This is a genomic window from Nocardia sp. NPDC127579, from assembly GCF_042672005.1.
Taxonomy (GTDB): domain Bacteria; phylum Actinomycetota; class Actinomycetes; order Mycobacteriales; family Mycobacteriaceae; genus Nocardia.
On record NZ_JBHXVZ010000001.1, the window covers coordinates 919,949 to 935,984 of the forward strand.

The 16,036-nt window shown below is 67.9% G+C and carries 18 protein-coding genes; 8 read left to right on the top strand and 10 right to left on the bottom strand.

Translation table 11 applies throughout. The annotated features are described in order from the left end of the window. Positions 1-169: 169 nt before the first annotated feature. Both ACFVMC_RS03695 and ACFVMC_RS03700 read right to left on the bottom strand, forming a co-directional pair. On the bottom strand, positions 170-1,093 hold the full coding sequence (locus ACFVMC_RS03695; protein WP_379206538.1) for an SDR family oxidoreductase: 924 nt from the start codon (positions 1,091-1,093) through the stop codon (positions 170-172). Positions 1,094-1,123: 30 nt separating this feature from the next. Further along, positions 1,124-1,903 carry an SDR family oxidoreductase gene (locus ACFVMC_RS03700; protein ID WP_379206539.1) on the bottom strand — a complete coding sequence of 260 codons (780 nt, stop codon included), beginning with the start codon at positions 1,901-1,903 and terminating at the stop codon, positions 1,124-1,126. A gap of 65 nt (positions 1,904-1,968) precedes the next feature. Here ACFVMC_RS03700 and ACFVMC_RS03705 point away from each other — a divergent pair, with 65 nt between their 5' ends. From ACFVMC_RS03705 to ACFVMC_RS03730, 6 genes are read left to right on the top strand one after another with little or no spacing between them, the layout of a single operon-like run. After that, positions 1,969-2,733, top strand: a complete 765-nt coding sequence (locus ACFVMC_RS03705) for an enoyl-CoA hydratase family protein (RefSeq protein WP_379206540.1) — start codon at positions 1,969-1,971, stop codon at positions 2,731-2,733. A 5-nt stretch (positions 2,734-2,738) separates the two neighbouring features. Then, positions 2,739-3,614, top strand: coding sequence for a CoA transferase subunit A (locus ACFVMC_RS03710; RefSeq protein ID WP_379206541.1), 876 nt, complete (start codon positions 2,739-2,741; stop codon positions 3,612-3,614). Next, positions 3,611-4,369: a CoA-transferase subunit beta gene (locus ACFVMC_RS03715; protein WP_379206542.1), complete on the top strand. Its 759-nt coding sequence runs from the start codon at positions 3,611-3,613 to the stop codon at positions 4,367-4,369. The genes ACFVMC_RS03710 and ACFVMC_RS03715 overlap by 4 nt, the downstream gene beginning before the upstream one ends. Next, a complete protein-coding gene (locus ACFVMC_RS03720) occupies positions 4,366-5,448 on the top strand; it encodes an NAD(P)H-dependent flavin oxidoreductase (protein ID WP_379206543.1) in 1,083 nt (360 codons plus the stop codon). Before ACFVMC_RS03715 ends, ACFVMC_RS03720 begins: the two co-directional genes overlap by 4 nt. A gap of 32 nt (positions 5,449-5,480) precedes the next feature. Next, on the top strand, positions 5,481-5,759 hold the full coding sequence (locus tag ACFVMC_RS03725) for a type II toxin-antitoxin system Phd/YefM family antitoxin (RefSeq protein ID WP_379206544.1): 279 nt from the start codon (positions 5,481-5,483) through the stop codon (positions 5,757-5,759). Then, positions 5,756-6,022 carry a Txe/YoeB family addiction module toxin gene (locus ACFVMC_RS03730; RefSeq protein ID WP_379206545.1) on the top strand — a complete coding sequence of 89 codons (267 nt, stop codon included), beginning with the start codon at positions 5,756-5,758 and terminating at the stop codon, positions 6,020-6,022. Before ACFVMC_RS03725 ends, ACFVMC_RS03730 begins: the two co-directional genes overlap by 4 nt. 39 nt (positions 6,023-6,061) lie before the next feature. Here ACFVMC_RS03730 and ACFVMC_RS03735 read toward each other — a convergent pair whose 3' ends face one another. Beyond that, on the bottom strand, positions 6,062-6,817 hold the full coding sequence (locus tag ACFVMC_RS03735) for an SDR family NAD(P)-dependent oxidoreductase (RefSeq protein WP_379206546.1): 756 nt from the start codon (positions 6,815-6,817) through the stop codon (positions 6,062-6,064). 363 nt (positions 6,818-7,180) lie between these two features. Here ACFVMC_RS03735 and ACFVMC_RS03740 point away from each other — a divergent pair, with 363 nt between their 5' ends. Further along, positions 7,181-7,381 (top strand): hypothetical protein, encoded by a 201-nt coding sequence (locus tag ACFVMC_RS03740; protein WP_379206548.1) that lies wholly within the window; start codon positions 7,181-7,183, stop codon positions 7,379-7,381. An 86-nt stretch (positions 7,382-7,467) separates the two neighbouring features. Then, positions 7,468-8,436, top strand: coding sequence for a helix-turn-helix transcriptional regulator (locus ACFVMC_RS03745; protein ID WP_379206550.1), 969 nt, complete (start codon positions 7,468-7,470; stop codon positions 8,434-8,436). Here ACFVMC_RS03745 and ACFVMC_RS03750 read toward each other — a convergent pair. The 7 genes from ACFVMC_RS03750 to ACFVMC_RS03780 form a co-directional block, all read right to left on the bottom strand. Continuing rightward, positions 8,420-9,601: an acetyl-CoA C-acetyltransferase gene (locus ACFVMC_RS03750; protein WP_379206552.1), complete on the bottom strand. Its 1,182-nt coding sequence runs from the start codon at positions 9,599-9,601 to the stop codon at positions 8,420-8,422. The two genes, ACFVMC_RS03745 and ACFVMC_RS03750, sit on opposite strands and share 17 nt — an antisense overlap. A gap of 13 nt (positions 9,602-9,614) precedes the next feature. Then, entirely contained in the window at positions 9,615-10,235 is a 621-nt protein-coding gene (locus ACFVMC_RS03755) for a TetR/AcrR family transcriptional regulator (protein WP_379206554.1), read from the bottom strand. 71 nt (positions 10,236-10,306) lie between these two features. Beyond that, positions 10,307-11,359, bottom strand: a complete 1,053-nt coding sequence (locus ACFVMC_RS03760) for an acyl-CoA dehydrogenase family protein (protein WP_379206556.1) — start codon at positions 11,357-11,359, stop codon at positions 10,307-10,309. Positions 11,360-11,423: 64 nt separating this feature from the next. Continuing rightward, a complete protein-coding gene (locus ACFVMC_RS03765) occupies positions 11,424-12,419 on the bottom strand; it encodes an acyl-CoA dehydrogenase family protein (protein WP_379206558.1) in 996 nt (331 codons plus the stop codon). After that, complete coding sequence (locus tag ACFVMC_RS03770; protein ID WP_379206560.1) at positions 12,416-13,558, bottom strand: acyl-CoA dehydrogenase family protein; 1,143 nt, start codon at positions 13,556-13,558, stop codon at positions 12,416-12,418. The genes ACFVMC_RS03765 and ACFVMC_RS03770 overlap by 4 nt, the downstream gene beginning before the upstream one ends. Continuing rightward, positions 13,558-14,433, bottom strand: a complete 876-nt coding sequence (locus ACFVMC_RS03775) for an enoyl-CoA hydratase (RefSeq protein ID WP_379206562.1) — start codon at positions 14,431-14,433, stop codon at positions 13,558-13,560. Before ACFVMC_RS03775 ends, ACFVMC_RS03770 begins: the two co-directional genes overlap by 1 nt. Further along, entirely contained in the window at positions 14,430-15,986 is a 1,557-nt protein-coding gene (locus ACFVMC_RS03780) for a FadD3 family acyl-CoA ligase (protein WP_379206563.1), read from the bottom strand. Before ACFVMC_RS03780 ends, ACFVMC_RS03775 begins: the two co-directional genes overlap by 4 nt. Positions 15,987-16,036 lie beyond the last annotated feature (50 nt).

The window sequence follows — 16,036 nt, forward strand, 5'->3', positions numbered from 1 at the left end:
CAGTTACGTGCCCGGTCGCGATACTCTCCGGGACTTATACGGACGAGATATAAGAATAATGGCCGATGCGATCTTGCGCAGCGAGACCGGGTATCCGCAAACAGTCCGCGGCCCCGCACGCGAGCACGCGTACGGGGCCGAAGTTGTTCGGGCGAACCGGGCGAACCGGTCAGGCTCCGTAGACCGGTTCGGGCGTCACAGCTTTGGCGAGCAGGTCCCTGACCACGGGTCCCAGCTCGGCAGGCGCCCAGCGGGCGCCCTTGTCGACCGCGGCGCCGTGCCGCCAGCCGTCGGCCACCGCGACCTTGCCGGCCTCGACTTCGAACATCCGACCGGTGATCCCGGCTGATTCGGCGCTACCCAGCCAAACCACCAGCGGCGAGACGTTTTCCGGCGCCATGGCGTCGAAACCACCGTCCTCGGGAGCGGCCATTGTGTCGGCGAACACAGTTTCGGTCATCCGGGTGCGGGCGGCGGGCGCGATCGCGTTGACCGTCACGCCGTAGCGGCCGAATTCGGCGGCCGCGGTCAGGGTCAGGCCCGCGATGCCCGCCTTGGCCGCGCCGTAGTTGCTCTGCCCGACACTGCCCTGCAGACCCGCGCCGGAGCTGGTGTTGATGATGCGCGCGTCGACGGCGTTGCCCGCCTTGCTTTCCGCGCGCCAGTACTCGATCGCGTGACGCATGGTGGCGAAGTGGCCCTTGAGGTGCACGCGGACCACCGCGTCCCATTCGTCCTCGGACAGGTTGGCCAGCATGCGGTCGCGCACGAAACCCGCGTTGTTGACCAGGACGTCCAGCCGGCCGAAGGTGTCGACCGCCGTGCGGATCAGCTGACGCGCGCCGTCGAAGTCGGCGACGTCGTCACCGTTGGCCACGGCCTCGCCGCCGAGCGCCTTGATCTCCGAGACCACCTGCTGCGCCGGGGTCTCGGCGGTGGCGTCGCCGTTCAACGCGGAGCCGAGGTCGTTGACCACGACCTTCGCGCCCGCGGCCGCGAACGCCAGCGCGTGCGCGCGTCCGATGCCGCGGCCCGCGCCGGTGACGATGACCACGCGCCCGGCGCAGAGCTGGGCGTCCTTGCTTTCAGCCATACCTGTTGTCCCTCTTTCGTCTTCGATGGTTCAGCGCTGGTCGGCGGTGGAGGCCGCGAGGAAGGCCGGTCGCTCGCCGCCGCCGTGCACCAGCAGCGTCGCGCCGCTGATGTAGGCCGCCAGCGGCGAGGCCAGGAAGGCGGCGCTGCGGCCGATGTCCTCGGGGCGCGCCATCCGGCCCAGCGGGATGGTCGCGGCGACGGCGGCGATGCCGTCCTGGTCGCCGTAGTGCAGTTCGCTCTGCTCGGTCTCGACCAGGCCGACGATCAGCGAGTTGACCCGGACCTTGGGTGCCCACTCCACCGACAGGGACTGGGTCAGGCTGTCGATGCCCGCCTTGGCCGCGCCGTAGGCCGCGGTGCCGGGCGAGGGCCGGTGCCCGCTGACGCTCGAGACCATGACGATCGAGCCGCCGTCGGGCTGCTCCTGCATGACCGCGTTGGCGATCTGCGAAACCAGCAGCGGCGCAAGCAGGTTCAGCTCGACAATCTTGGCGTGGAAATTCTTGCTGGCCTGCGCGGCGAGCGCGAAGGGCGCACCGCCCGCGTTGTTGACCACGTGATCCAGGCGACCGTGGTCGCGCACGATGGTCTCGATCAGCTCGGTGACCGAATCCGCGTCGCGCACATCGCAGGGCAGGTAGACGATTTCGCGGCCGTCGTAGGTCACCGGCGCTTCGGCGGGACGGCGCGCACACGCGATGACGGTCGCGCCCGCGGCGAGGAATGCCTTGCTCACTCCGGCGCCGACGCCGCGTACCCCGCCGGTGACGAGGACGACGCGGCCGGACAGGTCGATTTCGAGAGCCACCGTGCTAACCTACCAAGCAACTGCTTGCTTCGGCAATGTGCCTGCCAAGAACGATGGGACATTCGATGGGGATCAACCGTCATACCGAAACCGACGGCGTGGAGGTCGTCACCGTCGACTATCCGCCGGTCAACGCCCTGCCCTCGGATGGCTGGTTCGCCCTCGCCGACGCGGTGCGCGAGGCCGGGCGCGACCCGCGGACCCGCGTGGTCGTACTGCGCGCCGAAGGCCGCGGCTTCAACGCGGGCGTCGACATCAAGGAAATGAACGACGACACCGGCCATGCCAAGCTGATCGCCGCCAACCACGGCTGCTTCGAAGCCTTCGCCGCGGTCTACGACTGCCAGGTTCCGGTGGTCACCGCCGTCAACGGCTTCTGCCTCGGCGGCGGCATCGGCCTGGTCGGCAACTCCGATGTCATCATCGCCTCCGACGACGCCACCTTCGGCCTGCCCGAGGTGGATCGCGGCGCGCTCGGCGCCGCCACCCACCTGGCCCGGCTGGTCCCCCAGCATCTGATGCGCACCATGTTCTACACCGCGGGCAAGCTCACCGCCCAGCAGCTGCACCACTACGGCTCGGTGTACCAGGTGGTGCCGCGCGCCGAACTCGACGCCGCCGCACTGGAAGTCGCCAAGAACATCGCGAACAAGGACGGGCGCGTCATCCGCGCCGCCAAACGCGCGCTCAACGGCATCGACGTGCAGGACGTGCACCGCTCCTACCGCTACGAGCAGGGCTTCACCATGGAACTGAACCTGGCCGGTGTGGCCGATGAGATCCGGGCCCGCTTCGACGACGACCTGGCCGCACAGAAGAAGGGGAAGTAGAAGCCATGCGCGACAAGCGAATGTCGCTCGACGACGTGGTCGGCGAGCTGCGCAGCGGAATGACGATCGGCATCGGCGGCTGGGGTTCACGCCGCAAGCCGCTCGCCCTCGTGCGCGCCCTATTGCGTTCGGACATCAAGGATCTGACGGTCGTCACCTACGGCGGACCCGACCTGGGCCTGCTCTGCTCGGCCGGCAAGGTGCGCAAGGCCTACTACGGCTTCGTCTCCCTGGACTCCGCGCCGTTCTACGACCCGTGGTTCGCCAAGGCGCGCACCGGCGGCGAGATCACCGTGCGCGAGATGGACGAGGGCATGGTCAAGTGCGGTCTACAGGCCGCCGCCGCCCGCCTGCCGTTCCTGCCGATCCGAGCCGGACTGGGTTCGGCCGTCCTCGATTTCTGGGAGGGCGAGCTGAAGACGGTCGAATCTCCGTACCCGACCGACGGCAAGACCGAAACCCTGGTCGCCATGCCCGCCCTGACCCTCGATGCCGCCTTCGTGCACCTGGATCTGGCCGACAAGCACGGCAACGCCGCCTACACCGGCGTCGACCCGTACTTCGACGACCTGTACTGCCTGGCCGCCGAACGCCGCTACCTGTCGGCGGACCGGCTGGTGGAAACCGAGGAACTGGTGAAAGCCGTTCCGCACCAGTCGATCATCCTCAACCGCATGATGGTCGACGGCGTCGTCGAGGCGCCCGGTGGCGCGCACTTCAGCTTCTCCGGCAGCTACGGCCGCGACGAGAAGTTCCAGCGCCACTATGTCGAGGCCGCCAAGACGCCCGAGTCGTGGGCCGAGTTCAAGGCGCGCTATCTGGATGTGTCCGAGGACGAGTACCAGGCCGCCGTTCGCGCGTTCGCCGAGGAGCAGAAGTGACAAGCACAGAGACGATTACCCGGGCCGAGGTGTGCGTTGTCGCCGCGGCCGAGATCTTCCGCGGCGCGGGCGAGATCATGGCCAGTCCCATGTCCACCGTGACCACCATCGGCGCGCGCCTGGCCCGGCTCACCTTCGAACCGGATCTGCTGCTCTCCGACGGTGAGGCGCTGTTCTTCGCCGAGGTTCCGGCGATCGGCGGCAAAGCGCCGATCGAGGGCTGGATTCCGTTCTCCAAAGTGTTCGACGTGGTCGCCTCCGGCCGCCGCCACGTGGTGATGGGCGCGAACCAGATCGACCGGTTCGGCAACCAAAACCTGTCGGCTTTCGGTGCGCTGCAACAGCCTTCGCGGCAGATGTTCGGTGTGCGCGGCGCGCCCGGCAACACCATCAACCACGCCACCAGCTACTTCGTGCCGCGGCACACCGCACGGGTGTTCTGCGAGACGGTCGACATCGTCTCCGGCGTCGGCTACGACAAGATCGATCCGGAGAATCCGGCCTACCGGTTCCACCACCTGCACCGGGTGGTGTCCAACCTGGGCGTCTTCGACTTCGGCGGGCCCGATCACACCATGCGCGCGCTGTCGCTGCACCCCGGCGTGACCGCCGGTGAGGTCGCCGAGAACACCGCGTTCGAGATCGCCGGGCTCGGCGAAGCCGGCGAAACCCGACTGCCCACCGAGGAAGAGCTGCGCATCATCCGAACCGTGCTGGATCCCAAGGGATTCCGCGAGAAGGAGGTGCAGGCATGAGCCGGCTGCGGACACCGCTGACCGAGCTGGTCGGCATCGAGCACCCGATCGTGCAGACCGGTATGGGCTGGGTCGCCGGGCCCGGGCTGGTCGCCGCCACCGCGAACGCGGGCGGCCTCGGTATCCTCGCCTCCGCGACGATGAACCTCGATGAACTCGAGGTCGCCATCGCGAAGACGAAAGCCAAGACCGACAAGCCTTTCGGCGTCAATATCCGCGCCGATCTGTCGGACGCACCGGATCGCATCGAGATGATGATCCGGGAGGGCGTGCGGGTGGCGTCCTTCGCGCTGGCGCCGAAGAAGGAACTCATCGCCCGGCTCAAGGACAACGGTGTGGTCGTCATGCCGTCCATCGGCGCGGCGAAGCACGCGGTGAAGGTCGCGTCGTGGGGTGCGGATGCCGTCATCGTCCAGGGTGGTGAGGGGGGCGGGCACACCGGGCCGGTCGCCACCACGCTGCTGCTGCCTTCCGTCCTGGACGCCGTGGACATCCCGGTGGTCGCGGGCGGCGGCTTCTTCGATGGCCGTGGCCTGGCCGCCGCGCTGTCCTACGGCGCGGCCGGCGTCGCCATGGGTACCCGCTTCCTGCTGACCCAGGACAGCAGTGTGCCGGACTCGGTCAAGCAGGAGTATCTGAGGCGCGGACTACAGGACACTGTCGTCTCCACCAAGGTCGACGGGATGCCCCACCGCGTGCTGAAGACCGAGCTCGTGGAGAAGCTGGAGCATTCCGGTCGCACGCGCGGTCTGGTCACCGCTCTGGTCAATGCCGCCAAGTTCAAGAACATGACCGGCATGAAGTGGACGGCCATGGCAAAGGAGGGCCTGAACACTCGCAAGCACAAGGACCTCACCTGGTCACAGGTCGTGATGGGCGCGAACACGCCCATGCTCCTGAAAGCCGGTCTGGTGGAGGGCAATACGCAGGCAGGCGTGCTCGCCTCCGGCCAGGTCGCCGGAATCATCGAGGACCTGCCCACCGTGCAGGAACTGATCGATCGGATCATTACCGACGCCGTCGCCCGCATCGGCGCGGTCTCCGCGCTCGCCGAGGCACCCACCTCCGCATCGCAGTAGCGCGCACCTCGGAAGGCGACGGAGGAGGTGCCATGCAGGCCATGCATCAAAGTGCCGCGCGCGAGAATTTCACTGCGGTTCTCGACGCGGCGACCGAGGACAATGACGAGGTGATCATCACTCGGTCCGGCGGCAAAGGTTCGGCGGTCGTGATCTCCCTGGCCGAATACAACGCCATGAAAGAGACCGCTTATCTACTCGGCAACCCCGCGAACGCGGAATGGCTGGCCAGAGGTATCGCGCAGTACCGGGCGGGCGAAGGCGAACCCCGGGAGTTGATCGACGTCGAAATCGAGGACGCCCACGAATGACCCGAAAGGTCGTCTTCATGGGCACCGCATGGGCAGACTACAAGTCCTGGCCGGCCGATGATCGCCGCATGGTGGCAAAGATCAACCGCCTGATCGATGACATCATGCGTAATGGCAACGCCGAGGGAATCGGAAAGCCGGAACCGTTGCGAGCCAATCTGTCCGGATTCTGGTCACGCCGAATCGACCAAGAGCACCACTTGGTGTACGTAGCCACAGACGACGAGGTATCGGTCATCGCCTGTCGCGGCCACTACGAATAGCATCGCCTTCTATTGGTTACAAGGAGGCTTGCACAGCGTCTACCAGGGCAGCTGAGAGTAGGTGGTGTCATCCTCGGCGCCCCAGCGGTAGCCCCAGAGCTGGCCGGAGGGGCCGTCCGCCGGGAGGGTGGCCAGTGCGACGCTGACTTCGGCGCCCTGTGCGGCGGTGCGGAAACCGCTGTTGCCGTTGAATTCGGTGGCGCAGTAGCCGGGGTTGGCGGCATTCACCTTGATCGGGGTGTCCCAGAGTTCCTTGGCGTACTGGGCGGTCACCATGTTGAGGGCGGCCTTGGAGGTCGGGTAGGCGATGGCGGCCGCGGACCACATCGGGCTGGTCTGGTCCATCATGAAGCCGATCGAGCCGACTTCGCTGGATACTTGGACGATCCGTGCCGCCGGGGCCTCGCGCAGCAGCGGCAACATGGCGTTGGTGATCGCGACAATGCCGAAGACATTGGTCTCGAACACTTCTCGCAGCCCGTCCAGCGAGGTCGCCGACGGCTTCTCGAAGCTCCCGCCCGAGATCCCGGCATTGTTCACCAGCACATCCAGCCGCCCGAACTCCGCAGCGATCCAGGCGGCGGCCGCGGCGATCGAGGCGGCGTCGGTGGCATCGATCTCGACCGCGCGCACGTCGACCCCCTCCGCACGCAACTTCTCGGCGGCTTCGGCACCCCGCTCCGCGGACCGCGCACCCACCAGCACGGTCATCCCGCGCCCGCCGAGCTGGCGCGCGGTTTCATATCCGATCCCCCGGTTCGCGCCGGTGATCAAGGCAATCTGCTGTGTCGTCATATCTCGATGGTGCGCGCGCGATCGGTGGCATGGGAGGACCAGCTCAACCTGGTACAGGCTGTACCTCCCGGCCGATGCAACAGGGCAAATTGAGCAGTGGTAGCGGCGCTATCCAGCCCGATGGCAGGCTGAGCCTGCGATTGCCGACCACGGGACAGCACCGAACGCTCCGTGGTCTGCAATCCGCGAAGGAGGCATTCAATGACAGTCATAACCCTCGAAGCTCTCATCCGGGTCGCGACGCCACAGCACGAACTGACGGTTCATCGGTTGACGACAAGCCCTGACGGGTTCTCAGTCGCCTACTCGGTCACGCCGCCACTTGCGGAAGTCGACGTCACCCCAAGCACATTCGATGTTCGCATGGAGGCGACCGATGACCTCGGCATCAGCTACAACAACGGTGGCGGATTCCGGCGGCGCAGTGCGGACGGCCAGCAGTCGGTAGGGACACTGATGCTGCAACCCGCGTTGGCGATCGATGCCAAGCCGGTCACACTACGGTTCGTATTCTCCTCCAAGACAACACAATTCACCTGTGAGCTGCCTGTCGATCTCACCTGACCGAAATCGGTGATCCACGCCTGGAGCACTCTGCGTGGTACAGGCTGTACCACGCTGGGCTTGCCGCGCTGCCCGATACTGGATTCATGACCGATCGTGCCGAGTTGGCGAAGTTTCTGACCGCGCGGCGGGGGCGGTTGCGTCCGTCCGATGTCGGGCTGCCCGAGAGTGGGCGGCGGCGCACGCCGGGGCTGCGGCGGCAGGAGGTGGCGCAGCTGGCCGGGATTTCGGTGGATTACTACATCCGGATGGAGCAGGCGCGGGGGGCCAAACCGTCGCGGCAGGTGCTGGCGGCGGTGGGGCGGGCGCTGATGCTCAGCACCGACGAACGCGAATACCTGTTTCGGATCGCCGGGGAGAATCCGCCGGCGACCGGCGGGCCGAATCGGGTCATCTCTTCCGCTACCCGGGTGCTGCTGGACAGCTGGGCGGTGCCCGCCTATGTGGTGGACGCCAGCTACGACATCCTGGCCTGGAATCGCATGGCGATCCCGTTCGTCGGCGATCTCGCCGAGGTTCCGGAGGACGATCGGAACATGGTGCGCTGGATGTTCCGACTGCCCGCCGATGCCGAGCCGTGGTCGCACGAAGCCTCGGTGAATTTCGCCCGCTCCACCGTCGCCGATCTCCGCGCCACCTACGCCCGGTATCCGGGCAATCAGGCGCTGGCCGCGCTGGTCACCGAATTGCTGGGCACCTCACCACGATTCGCGCAGATGTGGGCGGATCACGACGTACAGGTGCGGCGCGGCCACCACAAGCAGATCCAGCACCCCGAGCTCGGCCCGCTCGAATTCGAATGCCAGGTCCTCTACATCTCCGATTCGGATCAGCGGATCATCGTCTACTGTCCGGAGCCCGGCTCCCCCACCGCGGCGGTATTCGCCTCGGTCGCCGCGTCCGCCGCCGCCCCGGGAGCCATGTGCGGCACGGCAACCCACCACGATCGCGCGACGGACACGATTCCAGGTGCCCGGAATCCGGCCTGGGGACAGCGGCCGTCGGCGGCGACCCGTGCCGCCACCGACGGCCCTTACCTCAAACGCGTTCGATGATGGTGACGTTGGCGGTACCGCCGCCCTCACAGATGGTGAGCAGGCCGTAGCGGCCGTTCACCCGCTCCAGCTCGTTCAGCAGGGTCGCGAAAAGCTTTGCGCCCGTAGCGCCGAGCGGATGGCCCAGGGCGATGGCGCCGCCGTTGACGTTCACCTTGTCGGGGTCGATGCCGGTTTCCTTGATCCAGGCCAGTACCACCGGCGCGAACGCCTCGTTGATCTCGGCTACGTCGATGTCGTCGATGGACAGGCCGGTCTTCTCCAACGCCCACTTGGTCGCGGGGATGGGGCCGGTGAGCATCATGATCGGATCGGCGCCGCGAGCGCTGACGTGGTGGATGCGAGCGCGCGGCTTCAGGCCGTACTCCCCCACCGCCCACTCCGAGGCCAGCAGGGTGGCGCTCGCGCCGTCGGAGATCTGGCTGGCCACGGCGGCGGTCAGCGAGCCGCCCTCGGCCAGCACCTTGAGTCCGGCCATCTTCTCCAGGCTGGTCTCGCGTGGGCACTGGTCGATGGCGAAATCGCCGACCGGGACGATCTCGTTGTCGAAGCGGCCGTTCTTGATCGCGTCACGCGCGCGGTCGTGGCTGCGCAGCGCCCACTGCTCCATCTCGAGCCGCGAGATGCCCCACTTGTCGGCGATCATCTGCGCGCCGTTGAACTGGGACACCTCGCCGGTGCCGTACCGGTGATCCCAGCCCTGCGAGCCGACGAACGGCGACTCGAACCCGTACTCCGCGCCCGCGAGCATGGCCGCGGAGATCGGGATCGCGCTCATGTTCTGCACGCCGCCCGCGACGACCACCTCGGCGGTGCCGCTCATGATGGCCTGCGCGCCGAAATTGATGGCCTGCTGGGAAGATCCGCACTGGCGGTCCACCGTGACGCCCGGCACCTCCTCCGGGAAACCCGCCGCCAGCCAGGCGGTGCGGCCGATATTGCCCGCCTGCGGGCCGATATTGTCGACACAGCCGACGATCACGTCGTCGACGGCGCCCGGATCGATCGGACTGCGGTCGAGCAGGCCCTTCAACGCGGCCGCGCCGAGGTCCGCCGGGTGCACGGCGGCCAGTGCGCCGTTCTTCTTGCCGACGGGGGTGCGCACCGCGTCGATGACGAAAGCGTCGCGGACAGGAGCGTACGGGCGGCGGGCTGGTGCAGACATAGAGAGCTCCAAACTAGTTGTGCTGGACCGTAAGTCCGTCGAGCACGATGGTCAGGTACTGCTTGGCGAGATTTTCGACGGTGATCGGACCGCCCGGCTGATACCACCGGACCGCGACCCACACCGTGTCCCGCAGGAACCGGTAGGCCAGTTCGACATCGAGTTCGGCCCGGAAGCTGCCGTCCGCGACACCGTTGGTCAGCACCTGGTGCCAGAGTTCGCGGAATTCGTTGTTGTATTCGTCGATGTAGGCGAAGCGCTCCGCGCCGCGCAGCCGCTTGGCCTCGGCCTGGTAGATCGCGACCGCGGCGTGGAAGTGGTCGAAGGACTCGTAGGAGGCCAGAACCAGGGCCTCCAGGGTGTCGCGCGAGCTCAGCCCCGCCGCGACGATTTCCCGATACCGCCCGAACAGGTCGTCGAGGAATCCGCGCAGGATCTCGTCCACCATGGATTCCTTGGAATCGAAGTGGTGGTAGAGGCTGCCGGATAGGATTCCGGCCGCGTCGGCGATATCGCGGACCGTGGTGGCGCGCAGGCCCCGCTGGGCGAAGAGATCCGCCGCGAGCAGGAGCAGTTCGTTGCGCCGTGCCGATTTCGAGGTATCCGCCGATTTCGAGGCGTCAGGTGCGGTCACACTGCGATCGTACAACCAAGCATTTGCTTGGTCCAGTGTGGTACCGGAACCGACGCCTCGAACCGGGCGCATTACGCCGACGCGACCAGCGGTCTGCGGGGCGTACCGAAGAGCTGAGCGGCACCGTGCGCACGCTTGAAGAACAGATGCGCGTCGTGCTCCCAGGTGATCGCGATACCGCCGTGCAGCTGCACGGTTTCGGAGACGATCTCGGTGAACGCCGCCGAGCAGTGCACGCGCGCGGCCCACACGTCCTCGGCCGCCGACGGGCTGCGCTCCGCGACCGCGACGGCCGCGGCGTGCGCCGCCGACTTCGCCGACTCCAGCAGCACGTACATATCGGCCATGCGGTGCTTGAGCGCCTGGAAACTGCCGATGGCCCGGCCGAATTGAACGCGGGACTTGCTGTATTCGACCGTGGTCTCCAGGCACTGCTCCATGGCGCCGACCTGCTCGGCCGCGACCGCCGCCCAGGCGATCTCGCGCAGCCGCGCGAGAACGGCGGCCGGATCGCCGGAGCCGAGCCGGCGGCCGGTGACACCCGCGAAGGAGATCTCGGACAACTTGCGGGTCGGGTCCATGGTCGCGACCACGCGCCGGGTGACGCCCGCGGTATCCGCGTCGACCTCGAACAGTCCGGCGGCGGTCACCACGACCAGCGTGTCGGCGTGCGTGCCGAGCACGTAATGGGCCGTGCCGGAGAGGGTTTCACCATCGACGTGCACGCCGCAGTCGTCCCAGCCGTCCGGGCCGGCCCAGCACACCGCGAGGGTCCGGCTTCCCTCGGCCACACCCGGCAGCAGCCGGGCGCAGGCGTCGGCGTCGCCGGAGAGCAATACCGCCTGCGTGCCGAGCACGGCGGAGCCAAGCATCGGCACATCGGCCAGCGTCCGGCCCAATTCGCTGACCACCAACAGGGATTCGAGCAGCGTCGCGCCGATTCCGTCGTACTCCTCCGGAATCGCCAGGGCGGCGACGCCGATCTGTTCACAGAGCAGCTGCCACAGCACCGAGTCGTAGCCGAGGTCGCTGTCCATACCGGTGCGCACGGCCGCGCTCCCCGCGTACTTGGTGAGCAGGGCGCGAACCGACGCGGTGAATTCCTGATGTTCGGAACTGGTCATGCCCTGCCTCCGGAGTGATTGCGGAGCTTGGTGCTCGCCGGGATGACGATGGTGCGTGCGCCGGTCATTGCGACGCCTCCGCCCGCAGCGCCCGGGCGATCCGGCCTCGATGCAGATCCGGTGTGCCCCAAGCGGATCGGAGTGCTCGCACCTTGGTCAACCACAGCGACAGGTCGTACTCGGCGGTGTAGCCGATAGCGCCGTGCACCTGAAGCGCGGCTCGGGCGGCACCATAGGCGGCGTCACCGCAGGCGATCGCGGCGGCCGAGACGTCGCGGGACCGCGTGGCCTCGCCCATGGTCAACGCCGCGCGGAACAGCAGCGGCTCGGCCAGATCCAACGCGATCAGCACATCGGCCAGCTTCTGCTTCACGGCCTGGAACTCACCGATCGGCTTGCCGAACTGCTTGCGCTGCTTGGCGTATTCGGTGGCCTGGTGCAGCAGGGCGCGGCCCGCGCCGAGCTGTTGCGCCGCACCGGCCAGCGCGCCGGTATCGAACGCGACGGCGGTTGCATCCGCCACGCCCTCGGCGACCACCGCACCGGGTTCGACGGCGAACAAGCGGCGGGCCGGATCGACCGAGCGCACCAGCGTCCCGGGCTCGGCCTGGCGCAGTTGGTCGCCGTCCACCACCAGTACGACGTCCGCCACATCGGCGTCCAAGGCCAGCGGATCCGATCCGGCGAAAGCCACGGTGCCCAGCGCGGTGCCCTCGGCCAGACCCGGCAGCCAGCGCTGGGCCGGTTCGCTGTCCGGAAGTGCTTGCAGCAGCGCGGGAATCGCGGCCGCGGTCTCCACCAGCGGTCCGGGCATCCCCGCGCGGCCGATTTCCTGGAAGGCGACCACCAGATCGATGGGCTCCGCGCCGACGCCGCCGTTGTCCTCGGCGACGGCCAACCCCAGCACACCGGAGTTCGCGAGCTGACGAATCAGCGCGCGTCCGGCGGCGGGGTCACCGTCGGCCCAGGCCCGCGTCGCGGCGGGCACCTGCCCGGCATCGAGCAATTTACGCAGGCTGGTACCGAAATCGAGTTGTTCGGGGCTGAGTGCGAACCTCATCGGCTGCTTCCTCTCGGGAGTCCGAGCAGCCGCTCGGCGATGATATTGCGCTGAATCTCGTTGGTACCGGCGTAGATCGGGCCGGACAGCGAGAACAGGTAGCCGTCGGTCCAGGGGCCGGCGAGCTCGCCCGCGACACCCAGGACATCCAGCGCGGTCTCGTGCATGGCGATATCGAGCTCGGACCAGAAGACCTTGGTGATCGAGGATTCCGCGCCGAGCCGGCCGCCCTCGTTGAGCCGGGTGACGGTGCCGAAGGTGTGCAGCCGGTAGGCCTCGCTGCCCAGCCACGCGTCCACCACCGCGTCCCGCTGCGCGGTATCGGTTTCGTCGCCGTCGGCGACCCACAGGTCGATCAGCCGCTGCGCGGTCGCGCTGAACCGGCCGGGACTGCGCAGCGACAGGCCGCGCTCATTACTGGAGGTGCTCATAGCCACTCGCCAGCCCTCGTTGACCGCGCCGATCACATCGTGGTCGGGCACGAAGACATCGTCGAGGAAGATCTCGGCGAAGCCGGGCTCGCCGTCCAGCTGCGGAATCGGGCGGACCGAGACGCCCTCGGCGGTGAGCGGGAACATCACGTAGGTCAGACCGCGGTGCCGTTGCGCCTCCGGGTCGCTGCGGAACAGGCCGAAAGCCCAGTCCGCGAACGCGGCCCGCGAACTCCAGGTCTTCTGGCCGCTGAGCAGCCAGCCGCCCTCGGTGCGGCGTGCGGTGGAGCGGATACCGGCCAGATCGCTGCCCGCTTCCGGCTCGGACCAGGCCTGCGCCCAGATATCGTCACCGCGCGCCATGCGCGGCATGATCCGCGCCAGCTGCTCGGGGGTGCCGTGCTCGAACAGGGTCGGTGCGAGCAGGAAGATGCCGTTCTGGCTGACCCGCCCGGGCGCGCCCGCCGCGTAGTACTCCTGCTCGAACAGCACCCATTCCAGCAGCGAGGCGTCCCGGCCGCCGAACTCCTCGGGCCAGGACACCACGGACAGGCGCGCGTCGGCCAGGGTGCGCTCCCAGTCGCGATGCGCCTCGAATCCGGCTTTGGTGTCCATCGACGGCAACGGCGCCGCCGGCTTGTTGGCGGCCAGGAATTCGCGGACCTCGCGCTGGAATTCCTGGGTCGCGGAGTCGAAATCCAGATCCACTAGCTTGTCCCGTTCTGCCGGGTCGCGGTCGCCTTCATCGACTTGGCGTTCATGCCGCCCAGTGAATCGGCGCCGACCTCGGCGTTGTGCGCGTGTGCGAAGTGATGCAGGCCGAACACCGAATCCATCCCGGTGCGCATACCCATCAGGTCCTCGGCCTGGTTGACGGCCTTCTTGGTCAGGGCGAGCCCGAATTGCGGCATGGCGGCGATCTTCTCGGCCAGCGCCAGGGTCTCGGCCTCGAGTTCGGCGCGCGGTACGACACGGTTGACCATGCCCCACTCCTTGGCCTGCGCCGCGTCGAAACGGTCGCCGGTGAACAGGAACTCCTTGGCCGCGCGCGGACCCATCACCCATGGGTGGGCGAAGTACTCGACACCCGGAATACCCATCCGGACAACGGGATCAGAGAAGAACGCGTCATCGGCGGCGACGATCAGATCGCACACCCAGGCCAGCATGAGCCCGCCCGCGATGCACGCGCCCTGCACCATGGCGATGGTCGGCTTGGGGATCTCGCGCCAGCGGCGGCACATGCCGAGATACACCTCGGTCTCGCGGGCGAAGCGCTGGTCGCCGCCGGCCCGGTCGACATGGTCCCACCACAGGGCGGCCTTGTTCTGGTACCGCACATGGTGATCGCGCCCCGGCGTGCCGATGTCATGGCCGGCGCTGAAGTGTTTCCCGTTGCCCGCCAGGACGATCACGCCGACCTCGGGGTCCTCGACCGCGCGTTCGAAGGCGGCGTCCAGGGCGTAGGTCATCACCGAGTTCTGGGCATTGCGGTAGTCGGGCCGGTTCAACGTGACGATCGCGACCCTTCCCCGGACCTCATAGGTGACGACTTCGCCCTCGTCGGGAACACCGTCGCTCATTTGATCTCCTCACGTAATTGCCGCTTGAGCACTTTCCCGGCCGCGCTGTAGGGCAGCTGATCCCGGAATTCGACGAATCGCGGCACCTTGAAATTGGCCAGCACGGTCGAGGCGTGCGCGCGCACCTGCTCCTCGGTGACCGCCGCGCCCGGCTTGCGCACCACGTACGCCTTGCCGACCTCGCCCATCCGGGTGTCGGGCACCCCGATGACCGCGGATTCGGCGACGCCGTCGAGCCGGGCCAGTGCCTGCTCGACCTCGGCCGGGTACACGTTGAACCCACCCGAGATGTACATGTCCTTGAGCCGGTCGGTGATCTTGAGATAGCCGCGCTCGTCGAGCGTCCCGATATCGCCGGTGTGCAGCCAGCCCTCGGCATCGATGGTCTCGGCGGTGCTCGCGGGATCGTCGAGATAGCCGAGCATCACGTTCGGCCCGCGCAGCAGCACCTCACCCGCCTCGCTGAGCTGAAGTTCGAAATCAGCGATCGGCTTGCCGCAGGTGTTGGCGATGGTCTCGGCATCGTCGTCGGCGCGGCACATGGTCCCGAAACCGGCGGCCTCGGACAGGCCGTACCCGGTGATGACCACATCGAAGCGCAGCTCCGAGCGCATCCGCTCGACCAGTACCACCGGCACGGTCGCGGCGCCGGTGACCGCCACCCGCAGCGTGCTCAGGTCGAACTGCTCGCGATCCGGGAAATCCAGGATGGTCTGGTAGATGGTCGGCGGGCCGGGCAGCACGGTGATCCGCTCGTCGCTCACCAGCCGCATGGTCTGCGGTACGTCGAAGGTCGCCTGCGGCACGATGGCCGCGCCGGTCACCAGGCAGGACAGGATGCCCGCCTTGTAACCGAAATTGTGGAAGAACGGGCTCACCACGAGGTAGCGGTCAGCGGCGGTCAGCGTGGTGCATTCGGCCCAGGCCCGCACCACGCTCAGCGCCTGCCGGTGCGCGACCAGCGTGCCCTTGCTGCGGCCGGTGGTGCCGGAGGTGAACAGGATGTCGGACAGGTCGTCGGGGTCGACGGACTCGGCGCGCTTGTGCGCATCGGCCACGGGTACCGGAGCCGCGATGCTCTGCAATGCCGACCAGTCCAGCGTCTGCGCGTCGGATTCGATCGAGCTGCCCGGTTCGACCGGTATGACCACGACCGTGTCGATCGTCAGTTCCGGTGCCGCCGCACGCAATTCGGCCAGCCGATCGCGCCCGAGGAAGCTGCCCGCGATGAACAGCGCCTTGGCGTCGACCCGGGCCAGCACGTCGGCGGCCTCGTCGGCGACGTACCGGGTGTTCAGCGGCACCAGGGCGGCGCCGGCGTAGTGCGCGCCGAGCGCGGCCACCACCCAGTGGTAGGTGTTGGGCGCCCACATGGCGACCCGGTCGCCACGTTCCACGCCGCGCGCGATCAGGGCGCGCGCCACCTCCTGGACCGCGTCGAGCAGCTGGTTCCAACTCAGCCGGACGGTGCCGTCGGCCAAGGCGGGTGCATCGCCAAAGGACCGCGCGGCGTCGTGCAGTGCCATCGGTGTCGTCTGTGCAGGGGTTGTCACGGTTGTCCTCACCGTCCGCTGGGCCGTTCCGCCAAGAGGCTAACAAAGCA

What these genes read in the sequence shown, in the direction of transcription:
- ACFVMC_RS03775 (WP_379206562.1), bottom strand. Translation starts at nt 14,433, where the DNA reads ATGAGCGACGGTGTTCCCGACGAGGGCGAAGTCGTCACCTATGAGGTC.
- ACFVMC_RS03750 (WP_379206552.1), bottom strand. Translation starts at nt 9,601, where the DNA reads ATGTCTGCACCAGCCCGCCGCCCGTACGCTCCTGTCCGCGACGCTTTC.
- ACFVMC_RS03710 (WP_379206541.1), top strand. Translation starts at nt 2,739, where the DNA reads ATGCGCGACAAGCGAATGTCGCTCGACGACGTGGTCGGCGAGCTGCGC.
- ACFVMC_RS03760 (WP_379206556.1), bottom strand. Translation starts at nt 11,359, where the DNA reads ATGACCAGTTCCGAACATCAGGAATTCACCGCGTCGGTTCGCGCCCTG.
- ACFVMC_RS03705 (WP_379206540.1), top strand. Translation starts at nt 1,969, where the DNA reads ATGGGGATCAACCGTCATACCGAAACCGACGGCGTGGAGGTCGTCACC.
- ACFVMC_RS03720 (WP_379206543.1), top strand. Translation starts at nt 4,366, where the DNA reads ATGAGCCGGCTGCGGACACCGCTGACCGAGCTGGTCGGCATCGAGCAC.
- ACFVMC_RS03765 (WP_379206558.1), bottom strand. Translation starts at nt 12,419, where the DNA reads ATGAGGTTCGCACTCAGCCCCGAACAACTCGATTTCGGTACCAGCCTG.
- ACFVMC_RS03730 (WP_379206545.1), top strand. Translation starts at nt 5,756, where the DNA reads ATGACCCGAAAGGTCGTCTTCATGGGCACCGCATGGGCAGACTACAAG.
- ACFVMC_RS03695 (WP_379206538.1), bottom strand. Translation starts at nt 1,093, where the DNA reads ATGGCTGAAAGCAAGGACGCCCAGCTCTGCGCCGGGCGCGTGGTCATC.
- ACFVMC_RS03740 (WP_379206548.1), top strand. Translation starts at nt 7,181, where the DNA reads ATGGAGGCGACCGATGACCTCGGCATCAGCTACAACAACGGTGGCGGA.
- ACFVMC_RS03725 (WP_379206544.1), top strand. Translation starts at nt 5,481, where the DNA reads ATGCAGGCCATGCATCAAAGTGCCGCGCGCGAGAATTTCACTGCGGTT.
- ACFVMC_RS03745 (WP_379206550.1), top strand. Translation starts at nt 7,468, where the DNA reads ATGACCGATCGTGCCGAGTTGGCGAAGTTTCTGACCGCGCGGCGGGGG.
- ACFVMC_RS03735 (WP_379206546.1), bottom strand. Translation starts at nt 6,817, where the DNA reads ATGACGACACAGCAGATTGCCTTGATCACCGGCGCGAACCGGGGGATC.